The following is a 25,295-nucleotide window of genomic DNA, read 5'->3' on the forward strand; positions in this document are numbered from 1 at the left end:
GAGGAAGGGCGAGCCGGATGACCGACGACGAGTCCACCGAGTACTACACGCTGCTCTGCGACGACCCGCCCAACGAAGTGGTGCTCGTCGACTGCGGGCCGCGCGAGAAGGACGTGATCCTGGCACTGCGCAAGCTGACCGGACTGAGTTTGTGGCACAGCCGGGAACTGGCCCGGCAAGCCCCGTCGCCGTCCTCGAAGGGCTGGACCACTACGAAGCCCAGTCCGCCGTCTCGGTGCTCCGGAGCGCCGGCGCCGAAGCGGAGTGGCGGCAGATGCCGGAGGACAGGGAGTACACGGCCCCGTCCCCCTGACGGCCCGCAGACGGCCCCGGGCACGGAGAAGCCCCCTACCAGCGGAAGAAACCGCGGGTAGGGGGCCCTTCGCGCTTCGAGGCTACTTCTTCTTGCCCTGGTTCTTCACGGCCTCGATCGCCGCGGCCGCCGCCTCCGGGTCGAGGTAGGTGCCGCCCGGGTTGAGGGGCTTGAAGTTCTCGTCGAGTTCGTAGGCGAGGGGGATGCCGGTGGGGATGTTGAGGCCCGCGATGTCGGCGTCCGAGATGCCGTCCAGGTGCTTGACCAGGGCGCGGAGGCTGTTGCCGTGGGCGGCGACCAGGACCGTGCGGCCGGCGAGGAGGTCCGGGACGATGTCGTCGTACCAGTACGGGAGCATCCGCTCGACGACGTCCTTGAGGCACTCCGTGCGGGGGCGCAGCTCCGGCGGGATCGTCTGGTAGCGGGCGTCGTGGGCCTGCGAGTACTCGCTGTCGTCGGAGAGCGGCGGCGGCGGGGTGTCGTACGAGCGGCGCCACAGCATGAACTGCTCCTCGCCGAACTCGGCGAGCGTCTGCGCCTTGTCCTTGCCCTGGAGGGCGCCGTAGTGACGCTCGTTCAGGCGCCAGGAGCGGTTCACCGGGATCCAGTGGCGGTCCGCCGACTCGAGCGCGAGCTGCGCCGTGCGGATGGCGCGCTTCTGGAGGGAGGTGTGCAGCACGTCGGGCAGCAGGCCGGCGTCCTTGAGCAGCTCGCCGCCGCGCGTCGCCTCCTTCTCGCCCTTCGCGGTGAGGTTCACGTCCACCCATCCGGTGAACAGATTCTTCTCGTTCCACTCGCTCTCGCCGTGGCGGAGGAGGATCAGCTTGTACGGTGCGTCGGCCATGCGTACGAGCCTAATCGACCCCGGACGATTGACGCGCGTCGTCAATTGAGTGGTGTCCGGCATGAGAGATGCGTAAGTTACGACCGGCCGCATAGGGGCTTACGCACGCCAGGGGGCGCCACACATGTCCATCAGTACGCTCAGACGATCGGCCCGCGAGACGGTCTCCGGTCTTCCGCCCGGCTTCTGGTGGCTCTGGCTCTCCACCCTCGTCAACCGGACCGGCGCCTTCGTCCTCACCTTCCTCTCGCTCTACCTGACCCTGGAACTCGGGCACTCCGCCTGGTTCGCCGGACTCGTCGTCGCCCTCCACGGCCTCGGCGGCGTCGCCGGGTCCCCGCTCGGCGGCGTGCTCACCGACCGCTGGGGCCGCCGCCCCACCATGGTCACCATGCACCTCGCGGGCGCCGCCTGCGCCGCCGCCCTCGCCTTCGTCACCAGCGCCTGGGGCATCGCCGCCGTCGTCCTGCTGATGGGCGTCGCCATGCAGGCCGTCCGGCCCCCCATCAACGCCACCATCGCCGACATGGTCCCCGCCCACGACGTGCGCCGGGCCTACGCCCTCAACTACTGGGCCCTCAACCTCGGCTTCGCCATCGCCTCCATCGGCGGCGGCGCCGCGGCCTTCCTCGGCTACCGCACCCTCTTCGTCGTCGACGCCGTCGCCACCGTCCTGTGCGCCGTCATCGTCTTCCTCCGGCTCCCCGAGACCCGGCCCGAGCGGCCGGCCCCGACGGAGGGGAAGCCCGCCGCCGAGGAGAAGGTCAGCACCCTCACCGTGCTGCGCGACGCGCCCTTCCGGACGCTCGTCCTGCTCAACCTGCTCGTCTGCCTCGTCTTCACCGCGCCCTGGATCGGGCTCCCGCTCACCATGGCCGACCAGGGGCTCTCCGCCTCCTCCTACGGCGTCGTCATCGCCGTCAACGGCATCGTCATCGTCGGTTTCCAGCTCCTCGTCAACAAGCTCACCGACAAGCGCTCCCCCGTCCTCCTCCTCGCCCTCTCCTCCCTCCTCTTCGCCCTCGGCACCGGCGCCACCGCCCTCGCCGGATCCTCCGTCGCCTTCGCCGCGACCGTGGTCGTCTGGACCGTCGGCGAGATGATCCACGTCCCGACGAACGCCGCCGCCACCGCCCGCCTCGCCCCCGAGCACGCCCGCGGCCGCTACCAGGGCGTGATGGGCATGTCCTGGGCCGTCGCCGGTTTCGTCGCCCCGATCCTCGCCGGCGCGATCGTCGGCGGGCCCGGACCCGACGTCCTCTGGGCGGCCACGGCCGCGATCGGCGTCCTCGCCGCCGCCGGGTACGCCACCCGGCTGCGGAAGGCCCTGGCCGAGGACGAGGACGTCGTGACCGCGCCCGTTCCCGTCCCCGGCCCCGTGCCGTCCCCCGCGCCCGCGCCCGTCGTCGTGAAGGGCGAGAACGCCGAAGACGCCGAAGACGCCGAGGACTCCCCCTTGAACGCCTGACCCGTCAGCGCCCGGCCCTCACCGCTCCGTCCACTCCGCCCAGCCCTTCAGGGCGAAGCCCCCGCCCTCCTCGCGCACTTCGGCCGCGCCCGCCCCGCCGAAGTGCGCGGGCACGACCAGTTCCCGCCGGTCCGCCGCCCGTCCGAGGATCCGGCGGCGGCTCGCCTCCGCCCCCGCCGGGTCCACGCAGAAGCAGCTGCCGTGCGAGGGGTCAAGGAGCTGTACGGGGCTGTGGACGAGGTCCCCGACGAAGACCGCCCGGTCTCCCCCGGACTCCAGGCGCAGCACCGACGAACCGGGGGTGTGGCCGGGCGCCGACTCGAGCGTCAGGTTCCCGTCGATGCGGTGCTCCCCGTCCCACAGCACCGCCAGGCCCTCGCGGCGCACGGGCGCGACGCTGTCCTCGTAGACCAGCCGGTCCTGCGTCCGCCGCCCGCCGCCGTACGCGTTGTCCGGGCCGAAGTGGGCGTCGTCGGCGGCCGGGAGGAGGTAGCGGGCGTTCGGGAACGCCGGCACCCACGTGCCGGGCGCGTCGCCGGGGCGGGTGTTCCAGCCGACGTGGTCCGCGTGCAGATGGGTGTTCACGACGACGTCCACGTCCTCGGGCCGTACGCCCGCCCGCGCCAGGCCGCCGAGGAAGTCGTCCCGCCGCCGGTGGAAGAGCGGCGCGTCCGGCCGCTCGCGCCCGTCGCCCACGCCCGTGTCGACCAGCACGGTCAGGCCCCCGCTGCGCAGCACCCAGCTCTGCAGCGCCATCCGCGCGCTGCCGTCGTCCGGATCCCAGTGGTCCGGGACCAGCCACTCCCGGTTGTCCTCCCACAGGGCGTCCCCGGCCCCCGGCACGAGGTCGTGGGCGGGCCCGAACGGGCCCCGCCACTCCACGACCCGGATGACCTCGACGTCCCCCAGGACCATGCTCCGTGCGCTCTCATCGCTCATGCCACCGACCCTAGGGAGCCGCCGGTGAGCCGCTCAATGCTCCCGTGGCTCCCGCCGATACGCGTACGGCTCGCCCGTCGACGGCGGTACGGTGCCGCCATGGACGTGGTGAGCGACGCGATCTCGGCCGTACGCGTCGGGCGGCCCTTCTCCCACCTGCTGCGGACGGGCGGGCGCTGGTGCGCGCGGCTCGCGCCGTACGACGGCGCCGGCTTCCACGTCCTCCTCGAAGGCACCTGCTGGCTGCTGCCCGACGGCGGCGCCCCGGTCGCGCTCGGGCCGGGGGACGCGGTGCTGCTCCCGCACGGCACCGGCCACGTGATCGCGGACTCGCCCGCCGACGCGGAGACCGTCGCGCGCGCCGAGCCCTTCGTCCGCTGGGGCGGCGAGGGACCGGCGAGCGGGACCGTGCCCGCGCCCCGGCCGGGAGAGCCCGAGGTGGTGATGCTCTGCGGCAAGTACCGGCTCGACCGCAGCCACGCGCACCCGCTCCTGGCGGAGCTCCCCTCCCTCGTCCACCTGCCGGCCCGCGACGGCGCCCACCCCGAACTCCGCGCCGCCATCGGCCTGCTGACCGGCGAGCTGGGCGGTCCGGAGGGAGGACGCCCCGGGTCCGGCATCGCGCTGCCCGGCCTGCTCGACCTGCTGCTCGTCTACATGGTCCGGTCCTGGCTGGACGGGAGCGCGGACGGAGGTACGGGCAGGAGTACGGGCGGGAGTATGGACGGAGGTACGGGTGGAGGTACGGGCGGTGTCTGGCCTGCGGCCCTCGGCGACCCGGTGGCCGCCGCCGCGCTGCGCGCCCTGCACGCCGACCCGGCCGCGCCCTGGACCGTCGACCGGCTCGCGGCCGAGGCGGGCGTCTCCCGCGCCACCCTGGTCCGCCGCTTCACCGCCCGCGTCGGCCGGGCCCCGATGACGTACCTCACCTGGTGGCGGCTGACCCGCGCCGCCGCCCTGCTCCGGGACGGCACGGATCCGCTGGCCGCCGTCGCCCGCCGCGTCGGCTACGGCACGCCGTACGCGCTCTCGCACGCGTTCCGGCGGGAGTTCGGGGTCACGCCGGGGCGGTACCGGGAAGGCCGGAAGGGCCGGGAGGGGCAGGAGGGCCGGGAGGCCGCGCTCAGTCCGTCGGCTTCCCGGGCGTCTTCCCCAGCAGGTTCTTGAACGCGTCCAGGTTCCGGGTCGACTCGCCCCGCGAGACCCGCCACTCGTACTCGCGCCGGATCGACGTCGCGAAGCCCAGCTCCAGGAGCGTGTTGAAGTCGCCGTCCGCCGCCTCCAGGACCGAGCCGAGCAGCCGGTCCAGTTCCTCGGGCGTGACGGCGGCGAGCGGGAGCTTGCCGGTGAGGTAGACGTCGCCGAGGCCGTCGATCGCGTACCCCACCCCGTACAGCTTCAGGTTGCGTTCGAGGAGCCAGCGGTGGACGCCCGCCTCGTTCTCGTCCGGGTGGCGGACGACGAAGGCGTTGAGGGAGAGGGAGTGGCGGCCCGCGCGGAGGGAGAGCGTCGTGAAGAGCTTGCGCGTGCCCGGGAGCTTGACGACGTAGGAGCCCGGCTCGGGGGACTCCCACTCCAGTTCCGCCTCGTCGAAGGTGGACTCGATGATCTGCCGGACGCCCTCGGCGGTCCTGTCCTCAGCCATGGTGGGAGCGTACGCGACGCCGGTTCTCCCGCAGCCGGTGGTCGTGCACGGCGGCCGTGTAGACGTCCGCCGTGGCCGAGGCCGCCGTGTCCCAGCCGAAGGAGCTCGCGTGGGCCGCCGCCGCCTCGCCCATCCGGGCCGACAGGGACGGGTCGGCGACGAAGCGGCCGAGCGCCCGCGCGTAGTCCGCCGGGTCGTGGCCCCGCACGAGGAAGCCGGTCACGTCGTCCCGTACGGCCACGGGCAGGCCGCCCACCGCCGCCGCGACGACCGGGGTTCCGGCCGCCTGCGCCTCTATGGCGACCAGGCCGAAGGACTCGCTGTACGAGGGCATGACGAGGACGCTGGCCGCGCGGAACCAGTCCGCGAGCCGGTCCTGCCCCACCGGCGGGTGGAAGCGCACGATGTCCGCGATGCCCAGCCGGGCCGCGAGCTTCTGGAGCCCCTCCGGCTTGGCCAGGCCGCTGCCGCTCGGGCCGCCGACCACCGGGACGATCATGCGGGAGCGCAGGGACGGGTCCCGGTCCAGGAGCCGGGCGGCCGCCCGGAGCAGGATGTCCGGGGCCTTCAGGGGCTGTATCCGGCCGGCGAAGACCGGGACGAAGGCGTCCTGGGGCAGGCCGAGCCGGGCGCGGGCGGCGGCGCGGCCGTCGGCGGGGCGGAAGCGGTCGAGGTTGACGCCCGGGTGGACGACCGCGATCTTGCCGGGGTCCGCGTCGTAGAAGCGGGCGAGCTCGTCGGCCTCCTCGGCCGTGTTGGCGATCAGCCGGTCGGCGGCGGAGACGATCTGGGTCTCGCCGATCACGCGGGCGGCGGGCTCGGGGGTGTCGCCCTCGGCGAGCGAGGCGTTCTTGACCTTCGCCATGGTGTGCATGGCGTGGACGAGCGGGACGCCCCAGCGTTCGGCGGCGAGCCAGCCGACGTGCCCGGAGAGCCAGTAGTGGGAGTGCACGAGGTCGTAGTGGCCGGGGCGGTGGCCCGCCCACGCCTGCATCACGCCGTGCGTGAAGGCGCAGAGCTGGGCCGGCAGCTCCTCCTTGGCCAGACCCTCGTACGGGCCGGCGTCCACGTGCCGCACGAGCACGCCCGGGGTCAGCTCGACCACCGGGGGCAGGCCGCCGGTGGTGGCCCGGGTGAAGATCTCCACCTCGATGTCGATGGCGGCGAGCCGCTTGGCCAGCTCGACGATGTAGACGTTCATGCCGCCCGCGTCGCCGGTGCCCGGCTGGTGCAGCGGCGAGGTGTGGACGCTGAGCATGGCCACGCGCCGGGGGGTGCGGGGGCGGCCGGGAAGCCGGAGCCGGGCCGGCGCCGGGTGCCGGTGCCGGGTACCGGCGAACCGGGACACGTACTGGCTCACGTCGGCGGTCCTTCCGCTCGGGGGCCTTCGGGCCGGAGCCGGGGGCCGTGGCCGGGACCGGCGGTCTGTGGCTTCGGCTGCGGCTTCGGCTTTTGGTTCGGGCTTGGGGTGGGGACTTCGGTTCGAGCTTCGGCTTCGGCTTCGGCTTCGGCTTGAGCTTGGGCGTCGGCGTCGGCTCGGGCTTCGGTCGGGGGTCGAGCCGGGTCGGGCATGGCGGTCTGGAGGGCGCGGTACGTCCTCCAGCGGCGACAACACCGGAATGAGCCCTTTCATTTCCGGTGACGGGGGCGCTTTGCCAATTCATTGCCGGAGGGGGTCCGGCTCCTTGCCGGAAGGGGGCCGTTTCCTGCCAGGAGCGGACAGGTTCCCCGCCGGAGGGGCCCGTGCGCCCCTGCCGTCCGGGCCGCCCCGGCCCCTCCCCCGTACCCCTTACGCTCTTGGCATGGCCCCGCGCACCACCCGCCCCGTCGGCACCCCGACCCGCGGGACCACCAACCCCAACCGGCTGCGCCGCATGGACCGCTGGATCGCCGCCGTCCACGGGCCCGCCCTGCGCCGCTCGCCCGAACCGCCCCTCGCCGTCGACCTCGGGTACGGGGCCGCCCCCTGGACCGCCGTCGAACTGCTGGCCCGGCTGCGCACCGCCGACCCCCGCACCCGGCTGTACGGCATCGAGATCGAGCCCGCCCGGGTCGAGGCCGCCCGGCCGTACGAGCACGAGGGGCTCTCCTTCCTGCACGGCGGCTTCGAGGTGCCGGTCCCCGGCCGGGTCGCCCTGGTCCGGGCGGCGAACGTGCTGCGCCAGTACGACGAGGAGCAGGTCGCGGCCGTCTGGGAGCGGCTGTGCGGGCGGCTCGCCCCGGACGGGCTGCTCGTGGAGGGCACCTGCGACGAGATCGGGCGCCGGCACGTGTGGGTGGCGCTCGGTCCCGAGGGGCCGCGCACGGTGACCTTCGCCACCCGGCTGGGCTCGCTCGACCGGCCGTCGGACCTGGCGGAACGGCTGCCGAAGGCGCTGATCCACCGGAACGTGCCGGGCGAGCCGGTGCACGCCTTCCTGCGGGACTTCGACCGGGCGTGGGCCGCGGCCGCCCCGTACGCCTCGCTCGGCGCGCGCCAGCGCTGGATCCGCTCCGTACGCGACCTGGCGGCGGACTGGCCCCTGACGGACGGCCCGCGGCGGTGGCGGCAGGGGGAAGTGACGGTGCGGTGGGGGGCGTTGGCGCCTCGGGGGTGAGGGGCGGGTGGAGCGGTCACCGCAGTCACCGTGGTCGATGCGGTCGCCGCGGTCGCCGCGACCGGCCTTCCGGCCGAACAGAGGCCCCTTCGGCCGAACGACCACCTCCCCTCGGCCGAGCGGCCGATCCCCCTCTCCTCCCCGTTTCTCCCAACTCCCGGTGAATTCCCCCTTCCCCGGGAACGCCTCTCCCGCCCCACACGTCACCTATGGGGGGAACCCGTCCGACAGGCCTCGCTTTCCCTTGTTACTTTCCGGTTTCGCGTGGCACTATCGCCAAGGTCAACGCCGGGTTACTGACGGTAAATCAGTTGTGGGTCACCAGTAGGGGGAGCTTGTGAACCGACGCCGCCGTGCCGCCGCGATCACCGTGATCTGCGCCTTGGCCGTGTTGGCCTCCCCCGCGCTGACCCTCCAGGCCTCCGCCGCGCCGCTGCCGCCTCCGCCGCCGAAGAAGAGCCTGGAGGAGGTGCGCAAGGAGATGGACGGTCTGTACCGGCAGGCCGCCGTCGCCACCGACGCGTACAACCTGGCCGAGGAGAAGGCCAAGGAGCAGTCCGCCGAGATCGTCCGGGTGAACCGGATGCTCACGGAGGGGCGCGAGAAGATCGAGGACCTCAAGCTCAAGGCCGGTGTCGCCGCGCGCTCCCAGTACCGCAACGGCGGGCTTCCCGAGGGCGCGCAGCTCATCCTCACGAACGACCCGCAGCTCTTCCTCGACGCGGCGGGGCGCATCAAGGACGGCGCGAAGGCCACCAAGGACCTGCTCGCCGAGATGACCCGCACCCAGGCCTCGCTCGACGTCTACGCCAAGGAGGCGAGCGACCACTGGACCAAGCTGGAGGCCAACCGCGTCCGCCAGGCGAAGGCGAAGAAGGAGATCAACGCGAAGATCGACGCGGCCAAGAAGCTGGAGTCCGAGCTCGCCGCCGAGGAGCGGGAGCGGCTGCGCCGCCTGGAGGAACTGGCGCAGAAGGAGGCCCAGAAGACCTGGCTCCGGGCCGGTGCGCTCAAGGGCCCGAAGGCGGAGGCGACCGCGGAGGGCCGGAAGGCGGTCGAGTTCGCGACGGCCCAGATCGGCAAGCCGTACGGCTGGGGCGACGAGGGCCCCGACTCGTTCGACTGCTCCGGCCTGACCCAGAGCGCCTGGGGCGCGGCGGGCCTCGGGATCCCGCGCACCTCGCAGGAGCAGTGGCGGCTGCTGCCGCGCGTGGACGTCGAGGACATGCGGCCGGGCGACCTGATCGTCTACTTCAAGGACGCGAGCCACATCGGGATGTACGTCGGCAACGGGATGATGGTCCACGCCCCCCGCCCGGGCCGGAACATCACCCTCGCGGGCGCGGGCTCCATGGAAATCCTGGGCGTCGTCCGCCCTGCGGGAGCGGTGAGCCCTGCGGGCCGCTGAATCAGCGTGACCCGGGCGGCCGGACCCGGGACGGCTCGGCAACCGGGGCCCGGGGGCGCGCGGGGCGGCCGGTGCGGCCTGGGTGACCGATGGGCCGGGGAAGCCCGTACGGCCCGGAGCGCCGGGCGACCGGTGAGACCGGGTGCCCCGGGTGACCTGGGTGACCGGTGCGGCTCGGACAACCGGTGAAGCCTGCGTGACCGGGCGGTCTGCGAGACCGGTGAAGCCGGTACGCCCGGCTGACCGGCAGGCCCGGGGAAGCCCGTACGACCCGGGCCGCCGGGCGGCCTGTGAGGCCAAGGCGGTCCGGGTGGCCAGGCCGGCGGTGAGACCGGGCGGTCCCGGTGACCGGCCCGGTCGAAGTGGTCCGGGCGGCCGGACCGATCCAGGTGGCCCAGACGGCTGACCCGGCCCAGGTGACCTAGGTGACCGACCTGGTCCACGTGGCCCAGACAGCCGGCCCGGCCCAGGTGACCCAGGTAACCGACCCGAACCAGGTGACCCAGACAGCCGACCCGAACCAGGTGACCGAGACAGCCGACCCGGACCAGGCGACCCAGACGACCGGCCCGGTCCAGGTGCCCCAGACAGCCAACCCGGACCAGGCGACCCAAGCGCTCGGCCCCACCGGCAAGCCCCCGACAGGCCCGACCGCCCATGCGCCAGCCCCCGCCGCCCATGCGATCGCCCCCGCAGGCCCCGCAGGCCCGCCGCCCCCGCAAGGCATCGGCCCTCCGACGTGACGGAGAAACCCCCGGCCCCCCGCCCCCAGGGGCCCGTCCGCGTGACCTTTCTCATTGGTCCGGGGGGCCTCCCACCAGCCGTGGGGCGGCAAGTACCTCCCCTTCCGCGGCATATGCCAACCGCGACGCGCGCACTCACAGCTGATCACCATTCCGCTGCGGACCGCCCTACCGCTATGGTCCGGGACGGGCGGGGTGCCACCCGGCGTCCCGCGCGCCCTCGGGGGGAGGGAAGGACAACCCGACCGATGCCCGTATCCGTACCGCGTCAGAGAAACGTCTCTGCCGCCGCGGGCCCCGGCGACGAGACCGATACGGACGCCACCGATACGGACGCCACCGCCATGGACGCCACCGCTATGACAGGCACAGTCACAGGCACCGAACGCACCGATCTCACCCTCCTGGTCGTCGAGGACGACCCGGCGGGTGCCCTCGCCGTACCCGAACTCCTCGACGCGGCGGACGCCGCCGGCACCCGGGTCCGTATCCGTACCGCCCGCAACCTCACCGAGGCCGAGCGGCTGCTCACCGACGACGTCCACTGCGTCCTCGTCGACCTCTCGCTGCCCGGCCCCCGGGCCGCCGCCGGCGACGACCCGCTCGCCCCGCTCCGGCACATCCTGCGCCTCGCCCCGCGCCACGCCGTCCTCGCGCTCGCCGCCTCCGCCGACGCGGAGCTGGCCGCCGAGGCGGTACGGGTCGGGGCCCAGGACCACCTCTTCCGCGAGGAGCTCGACGGGCGGCTGCTCAGCCGGGCCATCCGGTACGCGGTGGAGCGCAAGCGGGCCGACGCCGTGCAGGTGAAGCTGACCGAGTCCCGGCTGCGGGCCCAGGAGAACGCCCGCCTGGAGCGCGGCCTGCTCCCGACGCCGCTCCTGGAGGGCTCCGACCTGCGGTTCGCGGCCCACTACCGGCCCGGCCGGTCGCGCGCGCTGCTCGGCGGCGACTTCTACGACGTCGTCCGCACCCCGGACGGCACCGTCCACGCCATGATCGGCGACGTCTGCGGACACGGCCCGGACGAGGCGGCGCTCGGGGTCGAGCTGCGGATCGCCTGGCGGGCCCTGACCTTCGCGGGCCTGTGCGGGGACGAGCTGCTCTCGACGATGCAGCAGGTCCTGGAGCACGAGCGGGAGAGCGAGGAGATCTTCGCGACCCTCTGCACGGTCGACATCGCGCCCGACGGACGCCGGGCGGGCCTCTGCCTGGCCGGACACCCGTCGCCCCTGATCGCCCGGCAGGGCCGGGCCGCGCGGCTCCTCCCGTACGAGGACGGCGGCCCGGCCCTCGGCCTGCTGCCGCGCGCCCGCTGGCCGCGCCGCCAGGTGGAGCTGGGCGGGGCGTGGAGCCTGCTCATGTACACGGACGGGCTGATCGAGGGCCGCTCGGCCGGGCCCGGTTCGCCGCGCCTCGGCCAGGAGGGGATGGTCGCGATGATGAACCGGCAGCTGGCCGAGGGCCTGCGGGGCGAGGAGCTCCTGGAGGCGGCCGTGACGGAGGTCCGGTCCCTGAACGGCGGCGAGCTGACGGACGACGTGGCCGTCCTGGCCCTGGAGCGGGACAAGGGCGGAAACGGGGGCAGGGCCCGGGGATGAACCCCGGGCCCTGCCGCCCGCTCGTTTCCGGTCCCGCTCCGCCGAGCGGCTCCCGTGCCGCTACCGGCCGCCGTTGTAGGGGCCGTACGGCCCGTCGCTGCTGGAACCGCCGCCCCGGGGGCCGCGGCCGCCGCCCGAGACCTGCGCGAGCGCGGGGCGCACGTCCACCATGAAGACGATGGCGGCGATCACTCCGGCGATCTGCAGGAACAGCATCGGCAGGAGCAGGTTCAGGACGAGGTTGACGCCCAGGACGATCAGCCAGAACTTCTTCGTCTGCTTCTCCGCGGCACGGTAGGCGTCCTCGCGCGCCATGGCGGCGAAGACGAGCGCGGCGACCGCGAAGCCGGTGAAGACCAGGAACATCACCAGGTTAAGGAGGGAATCGAATCCCGCGCGCAACATGCTGAGCACCGCCTAAGGGGGAGGGAGAGAGCGCCTCAACGGTCAAGGTACCCGGTACGGCGCTCCGTGTACCCGTACGGGGCCCGCCCCTACTCCTTCTCGGCCGCGACCGGAGCCTTCTTGGCGGGCGCCTTGCGGGCGGTGGTCTTCTTGGCGGACGGCTTCCCGGCGGGGGCGTCGGTGACCTCGACCGTGCCGACGGTCTCGGGCGCCTCGGCGGCCCTGGGCTCGGAGTCGGGCTCGACGGCGATGGCGATCTCGGTGATCTCCTCGGCGGCCTCGCCGCGCCAGGCGCGGACGGTCTCCTCGCCGTGGGCGGCGACCTCCTCGTACTTCTCGCGCGCCTTGACCGCGTACTCGGCGGCGACGCCGACCCCGCGCAGGGCGAGGTCCTGGGCGGTCTCGCCAAGCTTCTTGAGGTCGGTGTCGAGGCCGCCGACGACCTCGGCGAACTTCGTCTGGACGGTGGCCTGGGCCTCCTTGGCCCGGTCGGTCACCTTCTCCTGCACGGCCTTCGGGTCGGTCTTCCGGACGGCCTCGATACGCGCGGGCGCCTCGGCGGCGATCTGCTCGATCAGGCCGGGCACCTTCCGGGCCTGCCGCACGGCGAGGTCGGCGGTGCCGGCGGCGAAGTAGAGGGGGGTGCGCAGTTCGTCGATGATGGCCATGCTGGTGTTCCTCCCGGATGTGGCGTACGGACTAGCTCGAAGGCGGTTCGTCGGCATCGGGCGCGGGCCCGGAGGCGGCCGCGGCCTCGGCCTCGGCGGCGTTCTCCTTGCGGAAGGAGTCGTAGATCTGGAGCAGCACCTGCTTCTGCCGCTCGTTGATCGAGGGATCGGCCAGGACGACGGCCCGCGTCTCCAGCTCCTCCCGCTCCTTCTCGTCGAGGATCCCGGCCCGCACGTAGAGCGTCTCGGCGGAGATCCGCAGCGCCTTCGCGACCTGCTGCAACACCTCGGCGCTGGGCTTCCGCAGCCCCCGCTCGATCTGGCTCAGGTACGGATTCGACACCCCGGCGGCCTCGGCGAGCTGCCGCAGCGACAGCTGCGCGCTCCTCCGCTGCTCGCGGAGGTAGTCACCGAGATTGCCGACGTTGAGCGATGCCATGCTCCGACCATGCCAGCCCGTGCTAACTATTGCAAGCGCCTGCTTGCAAAAGTCGCCCTTCGCCGTGCTCGGTGACACCCCGGAAACCGATCCGGACGGCGGCTCGTCCTGGCTCCTGGGAGGCCGGGCGGCCGGGCGGGCGGAGGGGGCGGGGATGGGGACGCGGCGGTGGGCGGGGGCGGGGCGCGGGCGGGTGGTCGTCGCGCTCGCCGTGGTGACCGCCGGGCTGCTGCTGTTCCACCGGCTCGTGCCCGGTTCCGCGGGGAGCCTGCTGGAGTCGTTCCTGGTCTGGAGCGGGGTCGTGGTCGTGGTGCTGCTCGGGGTCGCGCTGCTGCGGCGTTCCCGGGGCGCGCTGGTGGCGCTCGTACTGCCGGCGGGCGCGTGGGCGTACGCGTTCGGCGGGCTGGTGCTGCCCGAGGGGGAGCCGGAGGCCGGGGCGTACGGGCTGGTCGTGGTCCAGCACAACGTGAGCGACGAGAACCCCGACCCGGAGGGCACCGCCCGCGCGCTGGTCGCCGCCGGGCCCGACCTCGTCGCCCTGGAGGAGCTGGTGCCCCCGGCACTGGCCGGCTACGAGAGGGCGCTGGCGTCCGCGTATCCGTACCGCGCGGTGCGGGGGACGGTCGGGCTCTGGTCGAGGCATCCGCTCACGGGGGTGCGCCCGGTGGACATCAGGCCCCGGGGGATCACCGGGCCGTGGGACCGGGGGCTGCGGGCCGTGGCCCGGACGCCGGGCGGCGACGTCGCGGTGTACGTCGCGCACCTGCCCTCGGTACGGGTCGGGGCGGGCGGTCTGGCGTCCGCCCGGCGCGACGAGAGCGCCCGGCGGCTCGGGGCCGCCCTCGCCGCCGAGGAGGTGGGGCCGGTGATCCTGCTCGGCGACCTCAACGGCACCGTCGAGGACCGCGGCCTCGCCCCGCTGACCTCGCGAATGGAGCCGGCCGGGCGCGGTCTCGCCCTCAGCTTCCCCGCCGCCTTCCCGGTGGCCCGCATCGACCAGGTCATGGCCCGCTCGGCGACCGTCGGCCGGATCCGTACGTTGCCCGCGACCGGCAGCGACCACCTGCCGGTCCTCGCCCGGGTCACCCTGCGCTGACGCCCTCCGCGCCTACTCCTCCGGGCCGTCCAGCCACTCCGCGAGGGCGTCGAAGTCCGCGTCCGTGAGGCCGTCGCGGGGGTCGACGCGCAGGAGGAGGGCCCGGCCGGGGTGGTGGGCGGCCACCCAGGCCCGGTCGGGCCCGGTGATCTCGTCGTCCACCCAGACGAAGGGCCGTCCCGCGGCGCGGGCGACGAGGGGGCGGGTCTTCCAGTGGAGGCCCGTGCGCTCGCGCTCGGCCACGTCCTCGTCGGTCTCGTCCGGCCAGAGCACCACCGGCAGGTCCGGCAGACCGAGCCAGGGCGCGACGTACGCGTTCGCGTCGTCCATCCAGGTCGTCGCCCACACCAGCTCGCACCCCGTCGCCGCCAGGCGCGGCCCGAGCCCGGGGTCGACCCGCGCGAGGAGCGGGTTCCTGCCCTCGTCCGGCCGGCCGGTGGGCGGGAGGTACGTCGGGTAGCCCTCCGGGGAGCGCGTCGACGGCCCTCCGAAGGGGATGAGAGGGCCGTCGACGTCAAGGAAGAGGAGCGGGACGGGCGGGGGGTTCCCTCGCCGACTCCGTTGTTCCGCGGTCACGTTCGCACCGTACGCCACGGGAAAGGCCCGGCCCCCGGGTCCCGCTCCGTGCCATCCTGGAAGGGTGAACCTGGAGGACCTGGTACGGCTGCGGCGCGCACGCGACACCATGGACCGCGACTACGCGTCGCCGCTGGACGTCCCGGCGCTGGCGAAGGTGGCCCTGATGTCGACCGGGCACTTCGCGCGGAGCTTCCGCGCCGCCTTCGGGGAGACCCCGTACAGCTATCTGATGACCCGCCGCGTCGAGCGGGCCAAGGCGCTGCTGCGGCGGGGCGACCTGAGCGTGACCGAGGTCTGCTTCGAGGTGGGCTGCACCTCGCTCGGCTCCTTCAGCTCGCGCTTCACCGAGCTGGTCGGGGAGACGCCGAGCGCCTACCGGGCCCGTGACCACGAGGAGGGCGCGGAGATCCCCGCGTGCGTCGCGAAGGTCCTCACGCGGCCCGTCCGGAACGGGTGAGGGACCGGGGAGCCCCTGGCTGAGGGGCTGGGATCCCCTGAGGGACCGGTTTCCCCTCGAACGGTCAGGATCGGAGAAGCGAAGCCCCGGGTCCCCGCCGTAGCGTCGAGCCCATGGACATCACCCTCTCGCAGTGCTTCATCGCCGTCGACGACCACGACAAGGCGCTCTCCTTCTACCGCGACGCCCTCGGGCTCGACGTCCGCAACGACGTCGGGTTCGAGGGGATGCGCTGGGTGACCCTCGGGTCGCCCGCGCAGCCCGGCGTGGAGATCGTCCTCGAACCGCCGCTCGCCGACCCGGGCGCCTCCCCCGCCGACCGGCAGGCCGTCGCGGAGCTGCTCGCCAAGGGTCTGCTGCGCGGCGTGATCTTCTCCACCGACGACGTCGACGCCACCTTCGAGCGGATCCGGGAGTCCGGCGCCGAGGTCCTCCAGGAGCCGTTCGACCAGCCGTACGGCGTCCGCGACTGCGCCTTCCGCGACCCGTCCGGGAACATGATCCGCTTCGCCCGGCGCCGTATCGGCTGACCCTCGTCCGCCGGCCCCGGCCCGTGGCAGCATGGGCCGGGGCCGACGGGGAGGACGGGCATGGCGGTCGAACGGGTGTGGCTGGACGTTCCGTACGCCGAGAAGGACGAGGCGAAGCGCGGTGGCGCCCGCTGGGACCCGGCGGCCCGGCGGTGGTACGCGCCCCGGCCGGGGATGGCGGAGCTCGCCCGCTGGACCGCCGCCGCCGACGTGCCCGAGCTGCTGCCCGGGGAGGACCGGAGCCTCGGCAGCGGTCTGTTCGTCGACCTCGTGCCCCGGACCTGCTGGTTCACCAACGTGCGGTCCTGCGTCGCCCCGGCCGACTGGGAGCGGCTGCGCCGGATGATCACCCGCCGGGCCGGACAGCGCTGCGAGGCCTGCGGGGCGGGCGAGGACCGTACGGCCCGGCGGTGGCTGGAGGCCCACGAGCGCTGGACCTTCGACGAGGCCGCCCGCGTCCAGACCCTCAAGCGGCTCATCTGCCTGTGCACCGACTGCCACACCGTCACGCACTTCGGCCTCGCGCAGGTGCGCGGCCTCCAGGACCGGGCCCTGGCCCACCTGCGGAAGGTCACCGGGATGAGCGAGGCGGGGGCGCGCGAGCACGTGGAGATCGCCTTCGAGGTCTGGGACCACCGCTCGCGGTACGACTGGGAGCTGGACCTCGGCATCCTCACCAGCGCGGGGGTCACCCTGGCCGCACCCCCGAACGCGGACGCGCGCGCCCGGGTCGCGGTGGAGACCCTGAACCGGCTGGGGGCGGGCGGGCGTAGGGGACCTCTGGCGGGCGGGCTTAGGGGCCCTGGCGGGCGGGTGCGACCGGGCGAAGGGCCCGGGCGGCGCCCTCCGTTCGTCTCCTTTTCGACAATCCGTTACGGATCGGTCCTCGCTACCCTGGCCGCATGACCTCCATGGCCCCCGCCCGCACCGAGCCCGACCTCTCCTACCTGCTCGACCACACCAGCCACGTCCTGCGGACCCGGATGGCGGCCGCGCTGGGCGAGATCGGGCTCACCGCCCGGATGCACTGCGTTCTGGTCCACGCCCTGGAGGAGGAGCGGACGCAGGCGCAGCTCGCCGAGATCGGGGACATGGACAAGACGACCATGGTGGTGACGGTCGACGCCCTGGAGAAGGCCGGTCTCGCCGAGCGGCGGCCTTCGAGCACGGACCGGCGGGCGCGGATCATCGCCGTGACCGGGGCGGGGGCGGAGGTCGCGGCGGAGAGCCGGAAGATCGTCGACCGGGTCCACGAGGAGGCCCTCTCCTCGCTCCCCGGCGACGAGCGCGCGGCGCTGCTCCGCGCCCTGGAGCGCCTGGCCACCGGGCATCTGGCGACCCCCGTCGAGAGCCCGAGGCCCGCCCGCCGGGCCCGTCAGCGCGGGTGAGCGGCCCCGTAATCCGGTTCCGTAAAAAATAGTCTGCAACAAAACCTTCTGCTAGCGTCTTTCCTGTCGCCTCCCTCCGACAGGAGAGCTCCCATGCGCACCTCCGTGCCCGCCGCCACCGCCCCCTCCCGGGGCCTCGCCCTCGGTGTCCTCGCCACCGGCCTGCTGATGACGATCCTCGACGGCAGCATCGTCACCGTCGCGATGCCCGCCATCCAGAGCGACCTCGGCTTCAGCCCCACGGGGCTCAGCTGGGTCGTCAACGCCTATCTCGTCGCCTTCGGCGCGCTCCTCCTGCTCGCCGGGCGCCTCGGCGACCTGATCGGCCGCCGGAAGATGTTCCTCGCGGGCATCGCGCTCTTCACCGCCGCCTCGCTGCTCGCGGGGGCCGCCGACTCCCCCGGCGTCCTCGTCGCCGCCCGCTTCCTCCAGGGCGCGGGCAGCGCGATGTCCTCGGCCGTCGGGCTCGGCATCCTCGTGACCCTCTTCACCGAGGAGCGCGAACGGGCCCGCGCCATCGCCGTGTTCAGCTTCACCGGCGCCGCCGGAGCCTCCCTCGGGCAGGTCCTGGGCGGCGTCCTCACCGACGCCCTGACCTGGAACTGGATCTTCCTGATCAACCTGCCCATCGGCGTCGCCACCCTCCTCGCCGCCCTCCGCGCCCTCCCCGCCGACCGGGGCCTCGGGCTCCGGGCCGGCGCGGACGCCCTCGGCGCGCTGCTCGTGACCTCCGGGCTCACGGCCGGGATCTACGCCGTCGTCACGATCGAGGAGTACGGGGCCGGTTCGGCGCACACGCTCGGCTTCGGGGGCCTCTCCGTCGCTCTCCTGGCCGGTTTCCTCGTCCGTCAGGCGAAGGCCGCGCACCCGCTCATGCCCCTGCGGATCCTCCGCTCCCGCAGCGTCGCCGGCGCGAACGCCGTCCAGATGCTGATGGTCGCCGCGCTCTTCTCCTTCCAGATCCTCGTCGCCCTCTACCTGCAGAAGGTCCTCGGGTACGGGGCCGCCGCGACCGGCTTCGCGATGCTGCCGGCCGCGCTCGTCATCGGAGCGGTGTCGCTCGGCGCGTCCGCCCGGCTGGTCGCCCGCTTCGGCGAGCGGAACGTCCTGCTCACCGGGCTCGTGCTGCTCGTCGGCGTCCTCGGCCTGCTGACCCGCGTCCCCGTCCGCGCCTCGTACGCCACGGACCTGCTCCCCGTGATGCTGCTCGCCGCCGGGTTCGGGCTCGCGCTGCCCGCCCTCACCTCGCTCGCCATGTCGGGCGCCGAGGAGTCGGACGCGGGCCTGGCGTCCGGGCTCTTCAACACCACCCAGCAGATCGGCATGGCCCTCGGGGTCGCGGTCCTCTCCACTCTGGCCGCCGCCCGCACCGAGTCCCTCACCGGGGCCGGACGGCCCGCCGCCGAGGCCCTGACCGGCGGCTACCACCTGGCCTTCGGCGTCGGCACCGGCCTCCTGCTCGCGGCCCTGGCCGTGGCGGCCCTCGTCCTGCGGAACCCGGCCGCACGGAACCCGACCGCACGGAGGCCGGGGCCGCGCGCGGAGTCCCGGGCCGGAGCCGAACTCACCGCGCCGTAGGGGGAACCGGCTCCCGCAGGCACTCCGGAAGCTCCTCCGCGTGCACGAGCGTCAGCGGGCCTTCTCGCGCTCGCGCAGACCGGGGGCCGGCGGCTCCCCCGTCACGACGCGGCCCCCCTGGCCGCCACCAGGACCGCGACCCCGTCCAGGATCCGCTCCAGGCCGAACCGGAACTCGTCCTCCGGGGCGTCCGCGACGTCGAGGACGCCCGATTCCAGGACGCGGGTCACCGCCGGGTACTCCTCCGGGTCCGCGAGCCGCCGCAGGGTGCGGGCGTACCGGCCCATGACCTCCTCCGGCGGGTCGTCGCTCGCGCCGACCACGGCGGCGAGGTCGGCCGTCAGGACGGCCTCGTTCTTGACGTAGCCGGACACGAGCAGGGTCACCGAGAGCACGGCGCCCTCGTCCAGGCCCGTTCCCTCCAGGGCGACGAGGGCCTTCTCCCACCAGGCGACCATGTTCGGGGTCGCGGGCGGGCCGGCGACGGGGACCCGCAGCAGCCAGAGGTTGCGGTGGTAGACCTCGCGCATCGCCCAGGCCCAGGCGGCCAGCGCCTCGCGCCAGTCGGTGCCGGGCGGGGTGAGTTCGGGCGGGACGCCGGTCGCGGCCTCCTGCATGAGGACGTACAGCTCGCTCTTGGCGGAGACGTACCGGTAGAGCGACATGGTCGAGACGCCCAGCTCCTTGGCGACCCGGCCCATGGAGACGGCGTCGAGCCCCTCGGCCGTCGCGAGGGAGACGGCCGCGCCGACGATCCGGTCCAGGGTCAGGCTGGGCCTGGGCCCCTTGGAGGGCCGCTCCCGCACCCCCCAGGCCGCCTCGATCGCGGGCGGCAGGAAGGACCCGCCGCCGATCGGACCGCCCGCGCCGCCGTCCGCCGGACCGCTCGCCCGTCCGGCCGTCCGCCCGGCCGCCGAATCATCCGCCCGGAAGCCCGCACGCCCGCCCGCCGGATCATCCGTCCGGGAGCCCGTCCGCGCGGCCGCCGGGGCGTCCGGCCGCCCGGCCGCCGAAGTGCCCGCCGGGCCGCCCGCGCGAGACCCCGGCCGACCGCCCGCTCCGGGCCCGGGCCGGCCGCCCGTCGGCCGCTCGTCCTCCCGGCCGCTCCCGCCGTCCGCCACTCCGCCTCCACACCTCGTACGCCTCGTCCCGCAGGACACACGGCCCGCACCACTCGTACCGCACGCGCCGCACCCGCGGGGCCCCGTGCTTGACGGACATCCTAGTAATGCGTAACCCTTACACAGTAACGCGTAAGGCATACGCAGTACCGGCGCGGCGGTCCGTCGTGCCCTCCAGCGAGCCCAGGGAGTACGCCATGCCCACGGCCGTCGAAGCCACCGGCCTGTCCAAGAGCCACGGCTCCGTCCGCGTTCTCGACGCCCTCGACCTGCGGGTCGCCGAGGGGTCCGTCTTCGCACTGCTCGGCCCCAACGGCGCCGGGAAGACCACCACCGTCCGGATCCTCGCCACCCTCACCGCGCCCGACGCCGGGCACGCCCGCGTCGCGGGGCACGACATCGTCGCCGAACGCTCCCGGGTCCGCCGCGCGATCAGCCTCACCGGCCAGTTCGCCGCCGTCGACGAGACCCAGACCGGCGCCGAGAACCTGCGGACCGTGGCCCGGCTCTCCGGGCTCTCCCGGCCCGCCGCCGCCCGCCGCGCCGCCGAACTCCTCGAACGCTTCGGCCTCGTGGACGCGGGCGACCGCCTCGCCAAGACCTACTCGGGCGGGATGCGCCGCCGCCTCGACCTCGCCGCGGGCCTCGTCCGCGACCCCGGCACCACCCGGGTGATGTTCCTCGACGAACCCACCACCGGCCTCGACCCGCGCAGCCGCCAAGAGCTGTGGAGCGCGGTCCGCGAACTCTCCGCCGCCGGCACGACGGTCTTCCTCACCACCCAGTACCTGGAGGAGGCCGACCGGCTCGCCGGTCTGATCACCGTCCTCGGCAAGGGCCGCACCCTCGCCACCGGAACCCCCGCCGAGCTCAAGTCGCGCTACGCGGGACACCGGCTCGACCTCGTCGCCCGGGACCGGGAGGGCTACCTGCGGCTCACCGCCGCCGCCCCCGGCCGTACGGCCACCACCGCCCCCGACGCCCTCGCCCTCGGCGTCCCCACCGACGGCAGCGCCGCCCACGTCCGCGAGCTGCTCGACGTCCTCGACCCGGAGCGCCGGGACATCGCCCGCTTCACCCTCCACACCGCCACGCTCGACGACGTCTTCCTCGCCCTCACCGACACCTCCGCCACGGACGACCGCAAGGAGCCCAGCCGTGTCTGACGCCCTCACCGCCGCGAGCGTCCTCGCCGGCCGCGGCATCCGGATCAGCCGCCGCAACCTGGACGCGATCATCACCTCGATGATGCTGCCGATCATGCTGATGCTGGTCTTCGTCTACTTCTTCGGCGGAGCCATCGAGACCGGCACCCGGTACGTCACCTACGTCGTCCCCGGCGTCCTCGTCCTCTGCGCCGGATTCGGCGCGGCGAGCACCGCCGTCGGCGTCAGCGAGGACATGCGGCTCGGGGTCGTCGACCGCTTCCGCACGCTCGACATCGGCGGCACGCCGTTCCTCGCCGGGCACGTCGCCGCCACCGTCACCCGCAACGCGCTCTCCACCGGTCTCGTCCTCGGCGTGGCCTTCGCCATCGGCTTCCGCCCGGCCGGGACCGCCGCGGGCTGGTGCGCGGCGATCGGGCTGCTGCTCGCCTGGATCACCACCGTCTCCTGGCTGTCGGCGGCCCTCGGGCTCGTCACGAGGACGCCGGAGGCGGCCGGGGCCATCACCTTCTTCATGATGTTCCTGCCGTACCCGAGCAGCGCGTTCGTCCCGATCGACACCATGCCGAGCTGGCTGCACGGCTTCGCCGAGCACCAGCCGGTGACCCCGCTCATCGAGTCCATGCGCGGCCTGCTGCTCGGCCTGCCGGCCGGTGACGCGCCCTGGATCGCGCTGGGCTGGTGCGCGGGCCTGCTGACCCTGGCGGTCGTCGCCTCCGGCTTCCTCTTCCGCCTCCGGACCCGCTGAGCCCCGGACCCGCCGAGCCCCGGACCCGCCGAGCCCCCGGGAACGCTGAGCCCCCGGGAACGGCTCAGAAGACGTCGGGACCGGCTCAGAAGACGTCGGGCGAGAACGGCCGCAGCGGCGTGCGGAACAGCAGGTCGGCGCGGGCCGCCGCGCCGACCGTCGCCTCCTCGACGCGCCCGAGCCGGGCGAGCCGTACCGCCGACCGGTCGCCGAACGCCAGCGTCCCCAGCTCCGCGACGTCGAGGACGAGGTCGGCGGACGCGTCCGTACGGACGCAGGAGGCGCCCTCCGGCGAGGCGTCGAGGCGGAAGCGCCCGCCCGCGAGGCCGTCCGCGTCCCGCACGTCCAGGACGAGGCCGTCCGCCACCGGATACGCCCGGCCCTCCAGGAGCCGGGGCACGTCCAGGGCCCGGACCCACAGCATGTCCGCGTGGGTCACCGTCCTCGCCGCGCGCGGGTCCGGCAGGAGGTCCGGCAGCGGGTCGTCGGGCGCGCGGTAGCCGGAGCGGACGGTGGTCACCCAGTCGAGCGAGCAGAGGTAGAGCCACAGGGCGCGCTCGGCGGCCGGGGTGACGGCGATCAGGTCCCGCACGGTCGCGGTGTTCACCGGCTGCTTGGCGTCGTCCCACTTGTCGTCGGTGCGGTACGACACGAACCCCTCGGGCTCGCCGGACTCCGACCGGTACACCGCGTAGTACGGCTCCGTCCACGGGTCGACCTGGAAGCCGAGGCCGGTGCCCTGCGCCCAGGTGCGCCCGGTCCGGTCGGTGACCCCGGCCCGGACCCCGGCGAACCGGCGGTGCAGATCGGGGCCGATCTTGCGGATCTCGTCGCCGTCGGACAGGTCGACGCGGCCGCCGTCATCGGGGCGGCCCGAGCGGCGCGGGTCGAGCCCGGTCCGCCGCAGGTCCACGCTCCACTCGGTGATCCAGCTCGCCGGGCCGAAGCCGAACCGGCCGTAGATCGGGTACTCGGCGGCGATCAGGGTCGCGAGCGCGTCGCCCCGCTCCTTCGCGACGGCCAGGTCGGCGGCCATCATGCGGCTCAGCAGGCCCCGGCGCCGGTGCGTCGGCGAGACCGTCACCTGGGTGATCGCGTCGGCGGGCAGACTCCCCCCGCCGACCGTGCTGACCTCCTGCCGGAACGAGCGGAAGGTGGCGACGATCCGGTCCCGGTCGAACGCCCCGAGGGTCCGCGCCAGGTCGATGTGCGGCAGCCGGTCGGCCACGTCCCCGTCGGGCACGACGGGCGGGCGGAGGAAACCGGTGCGCAGCCCCCGCAGCCAGTCGGGGAACTCGGACTCCGTCACCGCGCGTATGTCGACAGTCATCCTTCGACCCTACGCAGGGGCCCGAGGGACCCGCACGGCATTTTCGACCGCCCCGGAAGCGCCCCGGAAGCGGGCCGGAAGCGCCCCCGGAGCGCCTCAGGCCAGCAGGTCGTCGACCTGCGCCTCGCCCTCCCGGTACCGGCGGGCGATCTCCGCGCCGCAGTCGTCGGCCGTCCGCTGGAGCTGCTGCCGGCGCCGGGAGACCTGCTGCTCGTACCCCGCGAGCCGCCCCATCCCCGCGTGCAGCTCGTCGTCCGTACGGGCCGTCAGATCCGACAGCTCGACCTCGGACAGCATCTCGGCCGCGAGCCGCCGGTACTCCTCCCCGCGCGGCGTCGACAGCGTCACGTGCCGGGCCGAACTGCGGTGCCGCGAGGGCACGTCGGCAAGGATCTCCGAGAGCCGGTCGAGGACCGGCGCCTCCGGGTCGGTCCGGCGCGCCAGCTCGGCCCGCAGGATGTCGATCCGGCCCTGGAGCATCCGCCGCACGTAGCTCAGGTCGGCCTCGTCGCTCTGGACGTCCCGGCGCAGCGCGCGCAGCTCGGGCAGCCTCAGCGTGCCGAGGTCCGGCTGCGCCCGGTCCGGCAGGGCGGGCTCGGAGGTCCGCTGCGCGGGCGGCCGCGTCACGGAGGAACCGCCGGCCCGCGCCAGCGGTACGGGACCGGACGGCGTGGGCCCGGTGCCAGGTGCACTCATGAGTTTCGTCCCCTCGACCGGTGCGGAGCCGCACCGCCTGACAGGCATGGTGCCACTCCCACCCGTGCACGTGCAGGTGCTCTGCACCCGTTCGGCCCCTCCCGCATTCGGGTGGGTAGGTTGGGGCCCATGCGAGCAGTGGTGCAGAGGGTCGACGGCGCGCGCGTCGTCGTCGCAGGGGAGACCGTCGGTGAGATCGAGGGCGAGGGGCTGTGCGTCCTGGTCGGGGTGACCCATGACGACACCCCGGAGAAGGCCGCCCAATTGGCCAGAAAGCTCTGGTCCGTCCGGGTGCTGGACGACGAGAAGTCCTGCTCCGACGTGAACGCGCCGCTGCTCGTGATCTCCCAGTTCACCCTCTACGGAGACGCCCGCAAGGGCCGCCGCCCCACCTGGAACGCGGCCGCGCCCGGCCCGGTCGCCGAGCCCCTCGTGGACGAGGTCGTGGACCGGCTGCGCGAGCTGGGCGCGCACGTGGAGACGGGCCGCTTCGGAGCGGACATGCGCGTCTCGCTCACGAACCACGGCCCGTTCACGGTCCTGATCGAGGTCTGAGACTAGGGCTCGACGACGGTCTCCTGCGCGGCCGCCGTCGTCCCGGCGACCAGCGGGGCGTCCACGGGAACGTTCCGCTTCACCAGGGCCAGGGCGATCGGGCCCAGCTCGTGGTGGCGGACGGCGGTGGTCACGAAGCCGAGCTGGCGCCCGTCCTCGCCGTCGGACGCGAGCCGCACCGGGGTGCCGTGGCCCGGCAGGAGCACCTCGCTGCCGTCCAGGTGCAGGAAGACCAGGCGGCGCGGCGGCTTCCCCAGGTTCTGCACGCGGGCGACGGTCTCCTGGCCCCGGTAGCAGCCCTTCTGGAGGTGGACGGCGCTGCCGATGAGGCCGATCTCGTGCGGGATGGTCCGGTGGTCGGTCTCGAAGCCGAGCCGCGGCCGGTACGCCTCGACCCGCAGCGCCTCGTACGCGAGGATCCCGGCCGCCGGGCCGTGCGAGGCCGCGAAGGACTCCAGCTCCGCACGGGGCAGGAACAGGTCGCGGCCGTGCGCGGTCTCCCGTACGACGGCCCCCTCGGGCACCTCGGCGATGGAGCCGGCCGGGAGGTGGACGACGGCGGTGTCCTCCGTGCGGTCGGCGACCTCCACCCGGTAGAAGAACTTCATCGACTCCAGGTAGGCGATCAGCTCGCCCTGCGTGCCCGGCTCGACGTGCGCCCACACCGTCTCGCCGTCGTCGACGAGGTAGAGGGCGTGCTCGATGTGCCCGTTCGCGGAGAGGACCAGCGCCTCGGTGGCCCGCCCGGGCGGCAGGTCGGTCATGTACTGGGTGAGCAGCAGGTGCAGCCAGCTCAGCCGGTCGTCGCCGGAGACGGCGACGACGCCGCGGTGCGAGAGGTCGACGAAGCCCTCGCCCCCGGAGAGGGCGCGCTGCTCGCGGAACAGGTCGCCGTAGTGCGCGGCGACGCCCTCGTCGCGCCCCTCGGCGGCGACGGCTCCGGGCAGGGACAGCAGGGGGCTGGTCGTTGAAGGTCGCTGCATG

At 74.3% G+C, this 25,295-nt stretch carries 27 protein-coding genes; 15 read left to right on the top strand and 12 right to left on the bottom strand.

Annotated features, from left to right (window positions below):
• Window positions 1–395: 395 nt before the first annotated feature.
• On the bottom strand, window positions 396–1,157 hold the full coding sequence (locus ACIQVI_RS32425) for a phosphoglyceromutase (protein WP_403602482.1): 762 nt from the start codon (window positions 1,155–1,157) through the stop codon (window positions 396–398).
• A 124-nt stretch (window positions 1,158–1,281) separates the two neighbouring features.
• On the opposite strand from ACIQVI_RS32425, the gene ACIQVI_RS32430 reads away from it, so the two are divergent.
• Complete coding sequence (locus ACIQVI_RS32430) at window positions 1,282–2,625, top strand: MDR family MFS transporter (RefSeq protein ID WP_403602485.1); 1,344 nt, start codon at window positions 1,282–1,284, stop codon at window positions 2,623–2,625.
• An 18-nt stretch (window positions 2,626–2,643) separates the two neighbouring features.
• Here ACIQVI_RS32430 and ACIQVI_RS32435 read toward each other — a convergent pair whose 3' ends face one another.
• Window positions 2,644–3,564: an MBL fold metallo-hydrolase gene (locus ACIQVI_RS32435; protein ID WP_403602488.1), complete on the bottom strand. Its 921-nt coding sequence runs from the start codon at window positions 3,562–3,564 to the stop codon at window positions 2,644–2,646.
• Between the two features lie 99 nt (window positions 3,565–3,663).
• Between ACIQVI_RS32435 and ACIQVI_RS32440 the strand changes: the two genes are divergently transcribed.
• Window positions 3,664–4,731 (top strand): AraC family transcriptional regulator, encoded by a 1,068-nt coding sequence (locus ACIQVI_RS32440; RefSeq protein ID WP_403602491.1) that lies wholly within the window; start codon window positions 3,664–3,666, stop codon window positions 4,729–4,731.
• Here ACIQVI_RS32440 and ACIQVI_RS32445 read toward each other — a convergent pair.
• A complete protein-coding gene (locus tag ACIQVI_RS32445) occupies window positions 4,688–5,209 on the bottom strand; it encodes a YbjN domain-containing protein (protein ID WP_403602494.1) in 522 nt (173 codons plus the stop codon). The two genes, ACIQVI_RS32440 and ACIQVI_RS32445, sit on opposite strands and share 44 nt — an antisense overlap.
• Window positions 5,202–6,569: a D-inositol-3-phosphate glycosyltransferase gene (mshA, locus tag ACIQVI_RS32450; protein WP_351968935.1), complete on the bottom strand. Its 1,368-nt coding sequence runs from the start codon at window positions 6,567–6,569 to the stop codon at window positions 5,202–5,204. The genes ACIQVI_RS32445 and mshA overlap by 8 nt, the downstream gene beginning before the upstream one ends.
• 442 nt (window positions 6,570–7,011) lie before the next feature.
• On the opposite strand from mshA, the gene ACIQVI_RS32455 reads away from it, so the two are divergent.
• The 4 genes from ACIQVI_RS32455 to ACIQVI_RS32470 all read left to right on the top strand — a co-directional run bounded on the left by ACIQVI_RS32455 (window position 7,012) and on the right by ACIQVI_RS32470 (window position 11,555).
• Window positions 7,012–7,806: a class I SAM-dependent methyltransferase gene (locus tag ACIQVI_RS32455; RefSeq protein WP_351968936.1), complete on the top strand. Its 795-nt coding sequence runs from the start codon at window positions 7,012–7,014 to the stop codon at window positions 7,804–7,806.
• 337 nt (window positions 7,807–8,143) lie between these two features.
• Entirely contained in the window at window positions 8,144–9,214 is a 1,071-nt protein-coding gene (locus tag ACIQVI_RS32460; RefSeq protein WP_403602499.1) for a C40 family peptidase, read from the top strand.
• Window positions 9,215–9,639: 425 nt separating this feature from the next.
• Window positions 9,640–9,957, top strand: a complete 318-nt coding sequence (locus tag ACIQVI_RS32465; RefSeq protein WP_403602502.1) for a hypothetical protein — start codon at window positions 9,640–9,642, stop codon at window positions 9,955–9,957.
• Between the two features lie 344 nt (window positions 9,958–10,301).
• On the top strand, window positions 10,302–11,555 hold the full coding sequence (locus ACIQVI_RS32470) for a fused response regulator/phosphatase (RefSeq protein ID WP_351968938.1): 1,254 nt from the start codon (window positions 10,302–10,304) through the stop codon (window positions 11,553–11,555).
• 60 nt (window positions 11,556–11,615) lie between these two features.
• Here the strand turns inward: ACIQVI_RS32470 and ACIQVI_RS32475 are convergent, their stop codons facing one another.
• The 3 genes from ACIQVI_RS32475 to ACIQVI_RS32485 form a co-directional block, all read right to left on the bottom strand.
• A complete protein-coding gene (locus tag ACIQVI_RS32475) occupies window positions 11,616–11,960 on the bottom strand; it encodes a DUF2516 family protein (protein WP_351968939.1) in 345 nt (114 codons plus the stop codon).
• 89 nt (window positions 11,961–12,049) lie between these two features.
• Window positions 12,050–12,628 (bottom strand): hypothetical protein, encoded by a 579-nt coding sequence (locus ACIQVI_RS32480; RefSeq protein ID WP_403602507.1) that lies wholly within the window; start codon window positions 12,626–12,628, stop codon window positions 12,050–12,052.
• A gap of 31 nt (window positions 12,629–12,659) precedes the next feature.
• On the bottom strand, window positions 12,660–13,067 hold the full coding sequence (locus ACIQVI_RS32485) for a helix-turn-helix domain-containing protein (RefSeq protein ID WP_403602510.1): 408 nt from the start codon (window positions 13,065–13,067) through the stop codon (window positions 12,660–12,662).
• A 154-nt stretch (window positions 13,068–13,221) separates the two neighbouring features.
• On the opposite strand from ACIQVI_RS32485, the gene ACIQVI_RS32490 reads away from it, so the two are divergent.
• Window positions 13,222–14,163: an endonuclease/exonuclease/phosphatase family protein gene (locus ACIQVI_RS32490; RefSeq protein WP_403602513.1), complete on the top strand. Its 942-nt coding sequence runs from the start codon at window positions 13,222–13,224 to the stop codon at window positions 14,161–14,163.
• 12 nt (window positions 14,164–14,175) lie between these two features.
• Here the strand turns inward: ACIQVI_RS32490 and ACIQVI_RS32495 are convergent, their stop codons facing one another.
• The gene (locus ACIQVI_RS32495; RefSeq protein ID WP_403602516.1) at window positions 14,176–14,739 is read right to left on the bottom strand and encodes an HAD domain-containing protein; all 564 of its coding nucleotides are present in this window, start codon (window positions 14,737–14,739) and stop codon (window positions 14,176–14,178) included.
• A gap of 64 nt (window positions 14,740–14,803) precedes the next feature.
• On the opposite strand from ACIQVI_RS32495, the gene ACIQVI_RS32500 reads away from it, so the two are divergent.
• The 5 genes from ACIQVI_RS32500 to ACIQVI_RS32520 all read left to right on the top strand — a co-directional run bounded on the left by ACIQVI_RS32500 (window position 14,804) and on the right by ACIQVI_RS32520 (window position 18,695).
• Complete coding sequence (locus ACIQVI_RS32500; protein WP_351968949.1) at window positions 14,804–15,199, top strand: helix-turn-helix transcriptional regulator; 396 nt, start codon at window positions 14,804–14,806, stop codon at window positions 15,197–15,199.
• Between the two features lie 113 nt (window positions 15,200–15,312).
• The gene (locus ACIQVI_RS32505; RefSeq protein WP_403602520.1) at window positions 15,313–15,729 is read left to right on the top strand and encodes a VOC family protein; all 417 of its coding nucleotides are present in this window, start codon (window positions 15,313–15,315) and stop codon (window positions 15,727–15,729) included.
• Between the two features lie 60 nt (window positions 15,730–15,789).
• Window positions 15,790–16,635: a DUF5710 domain-containing protein gene (locus tag ACIQVI_RS32510; RefSeq protein WP_403602523.1), complete on the top strand. Its 846-nt coding sequence runs from the start codon at window positions 15,790–15,792 to the stop codon at window positions 16,633–16,635.
• Window positions 16,632–17,117 (top strand): MarR family winged helix-turn-helix transcriptional regulator, encoded by a 486-nt coding sequence (locus ACIQVI_RS32515; RefSeq protein ID WP_351968952.1) that lies wholly within the window; start codon window positions 16,632–16,634, stop codon window positions 17,115–17,117. Before ACIQVI_RS32510 ends, ACIQVI_RS32515 begins: the two co-directional genes overlap by 4 nt.
• A 93-nt stretch (window positions 17,118–17,210) precedes the next feature.
• Window positions 17,211–18,695 (top strand): MFS transporter, encoded by a 1,485-nt coding sequence (locus tag ACIQVI_RS32520; RefSeq protein ID WP_403602527.1) that lies wholly within the window; start codon window positions 17,211–17,213, stop codon window positions 18,693–18,695.
• 101 nt (window positions 18,696–18,796) lie between these two features.
• On the opposite strand, the gene ACIQVI_RS32525 is transcribed toward ACIQVI_RS32520, so the two are convergent.
• Window positions 18,797–19,816, bottom strand: a complete 1,020-nt coding sequence (locus tag ACIQVI_RS32525) for a TetR/AcrR family transcriptional regulator (RefSeq protein WP_403602530.1) — start codon at window positions 19,814–19,816, stop codon at window positions 18,797–18,799.
• Between the two features lie 197 nt (window positions 19,817–20,013).
• Between ACIQVI_RS32525 and ACIQVI_RS32530 the strand changes: the two genes are divergently transcribed.
• Window positions 20,014–20,982: an ATP-binding cassette domain-containing protein gene (locus tag ACIQVI_RS32530; RefSeq protein ID WP_403602533.1), complete on the top strand. Its 969-nt coding sequence runs from the start codon at window positions 20,014–20,016 to the stop codon at window positions 20,980–20,982.
• A complete protein-coding gene (locus tag ACIQVI_RS32535) occupies window positions 20,975–21,730 on the top strand; it encodes an ABC transporter permease (protein ID WP_403602537.1) in 756 nt (251 codons plus the stop codon). The genes ACIQVI_RS32530 and ACIQVI_RS32535 overlap by 8 nt, the downstream gene beginning before the upstream one ends.
• 85 nt (window positions 21,731–21,815) lie before the next feature.
• On the opposite strand, the gene ACIQVI_RS32540 is transcribed toward ACIQVI_RS32535, so the two are convergent.
• On the bottom strand, window positions 21,816–23,060 hold the full coding sequence (locus ACIQVI_RS32540) for a GNAT family N-acetyltransferase (RefSeq protein ID WP_403602541.1): 1,245 nt from the start codon (window positions 23,058–23,060) through the stop codon (window positions 21,816–21,818).
• 96 nt (window positions 23,061–23,156) lie between these two features.
• Entirely contained in the window at window positions 23,157–23,756 is a 600-nt protein-coding gene (locus ACIQVI_RS32545) for an ABC transporter substrate-binding protein (protein ID WP_121828053.1), read from the bottom strand.
• A gap of 129 nt (window positions 23,757–23,885) precedes the next feature.
• Between ACIQVI_RS32545 and dtd the strand changes: the two genes are divergently transcribed.
• Window positions 23,886–24,311, top strand: coding sequence for a D-aminoacyl-tRNA deacylase (gene dtd, locus ACIQVI_RS32550; RefSeq protein ID WP_161372925.1), 426 nt, complete (start codon window positions 23,886–23,888; stop codon window positions 24,309–24,311).
• A gap of 2 nt (window positions 24,312–24,313) precedes the next feature.
• On the opposite strand, the gene ACIQVI_RS32555 is transcribed toward dtd, so the two are convergent.
• A complete protein-coding gene (locus tag ACIQVI_RS32555) occupies window positions 24,314–25,294 on the bottom strand; it encodes a folate-binding protein (protein WP_351968957.1) in 981 nt (326 codons plus the stop codon).
• Between the last annotated feature and the right edge of the window lies 1 nt (window position 25,295).

The organism is Streptomyces sp. NPDC098101 (assembly GCF_044760185.1).
Classification (GTDB): domain Bacteria; phylum Actinomycetota; class Actinomycetes; order Streptomycetales; family Streptomycetaceae; genus Streptomyces.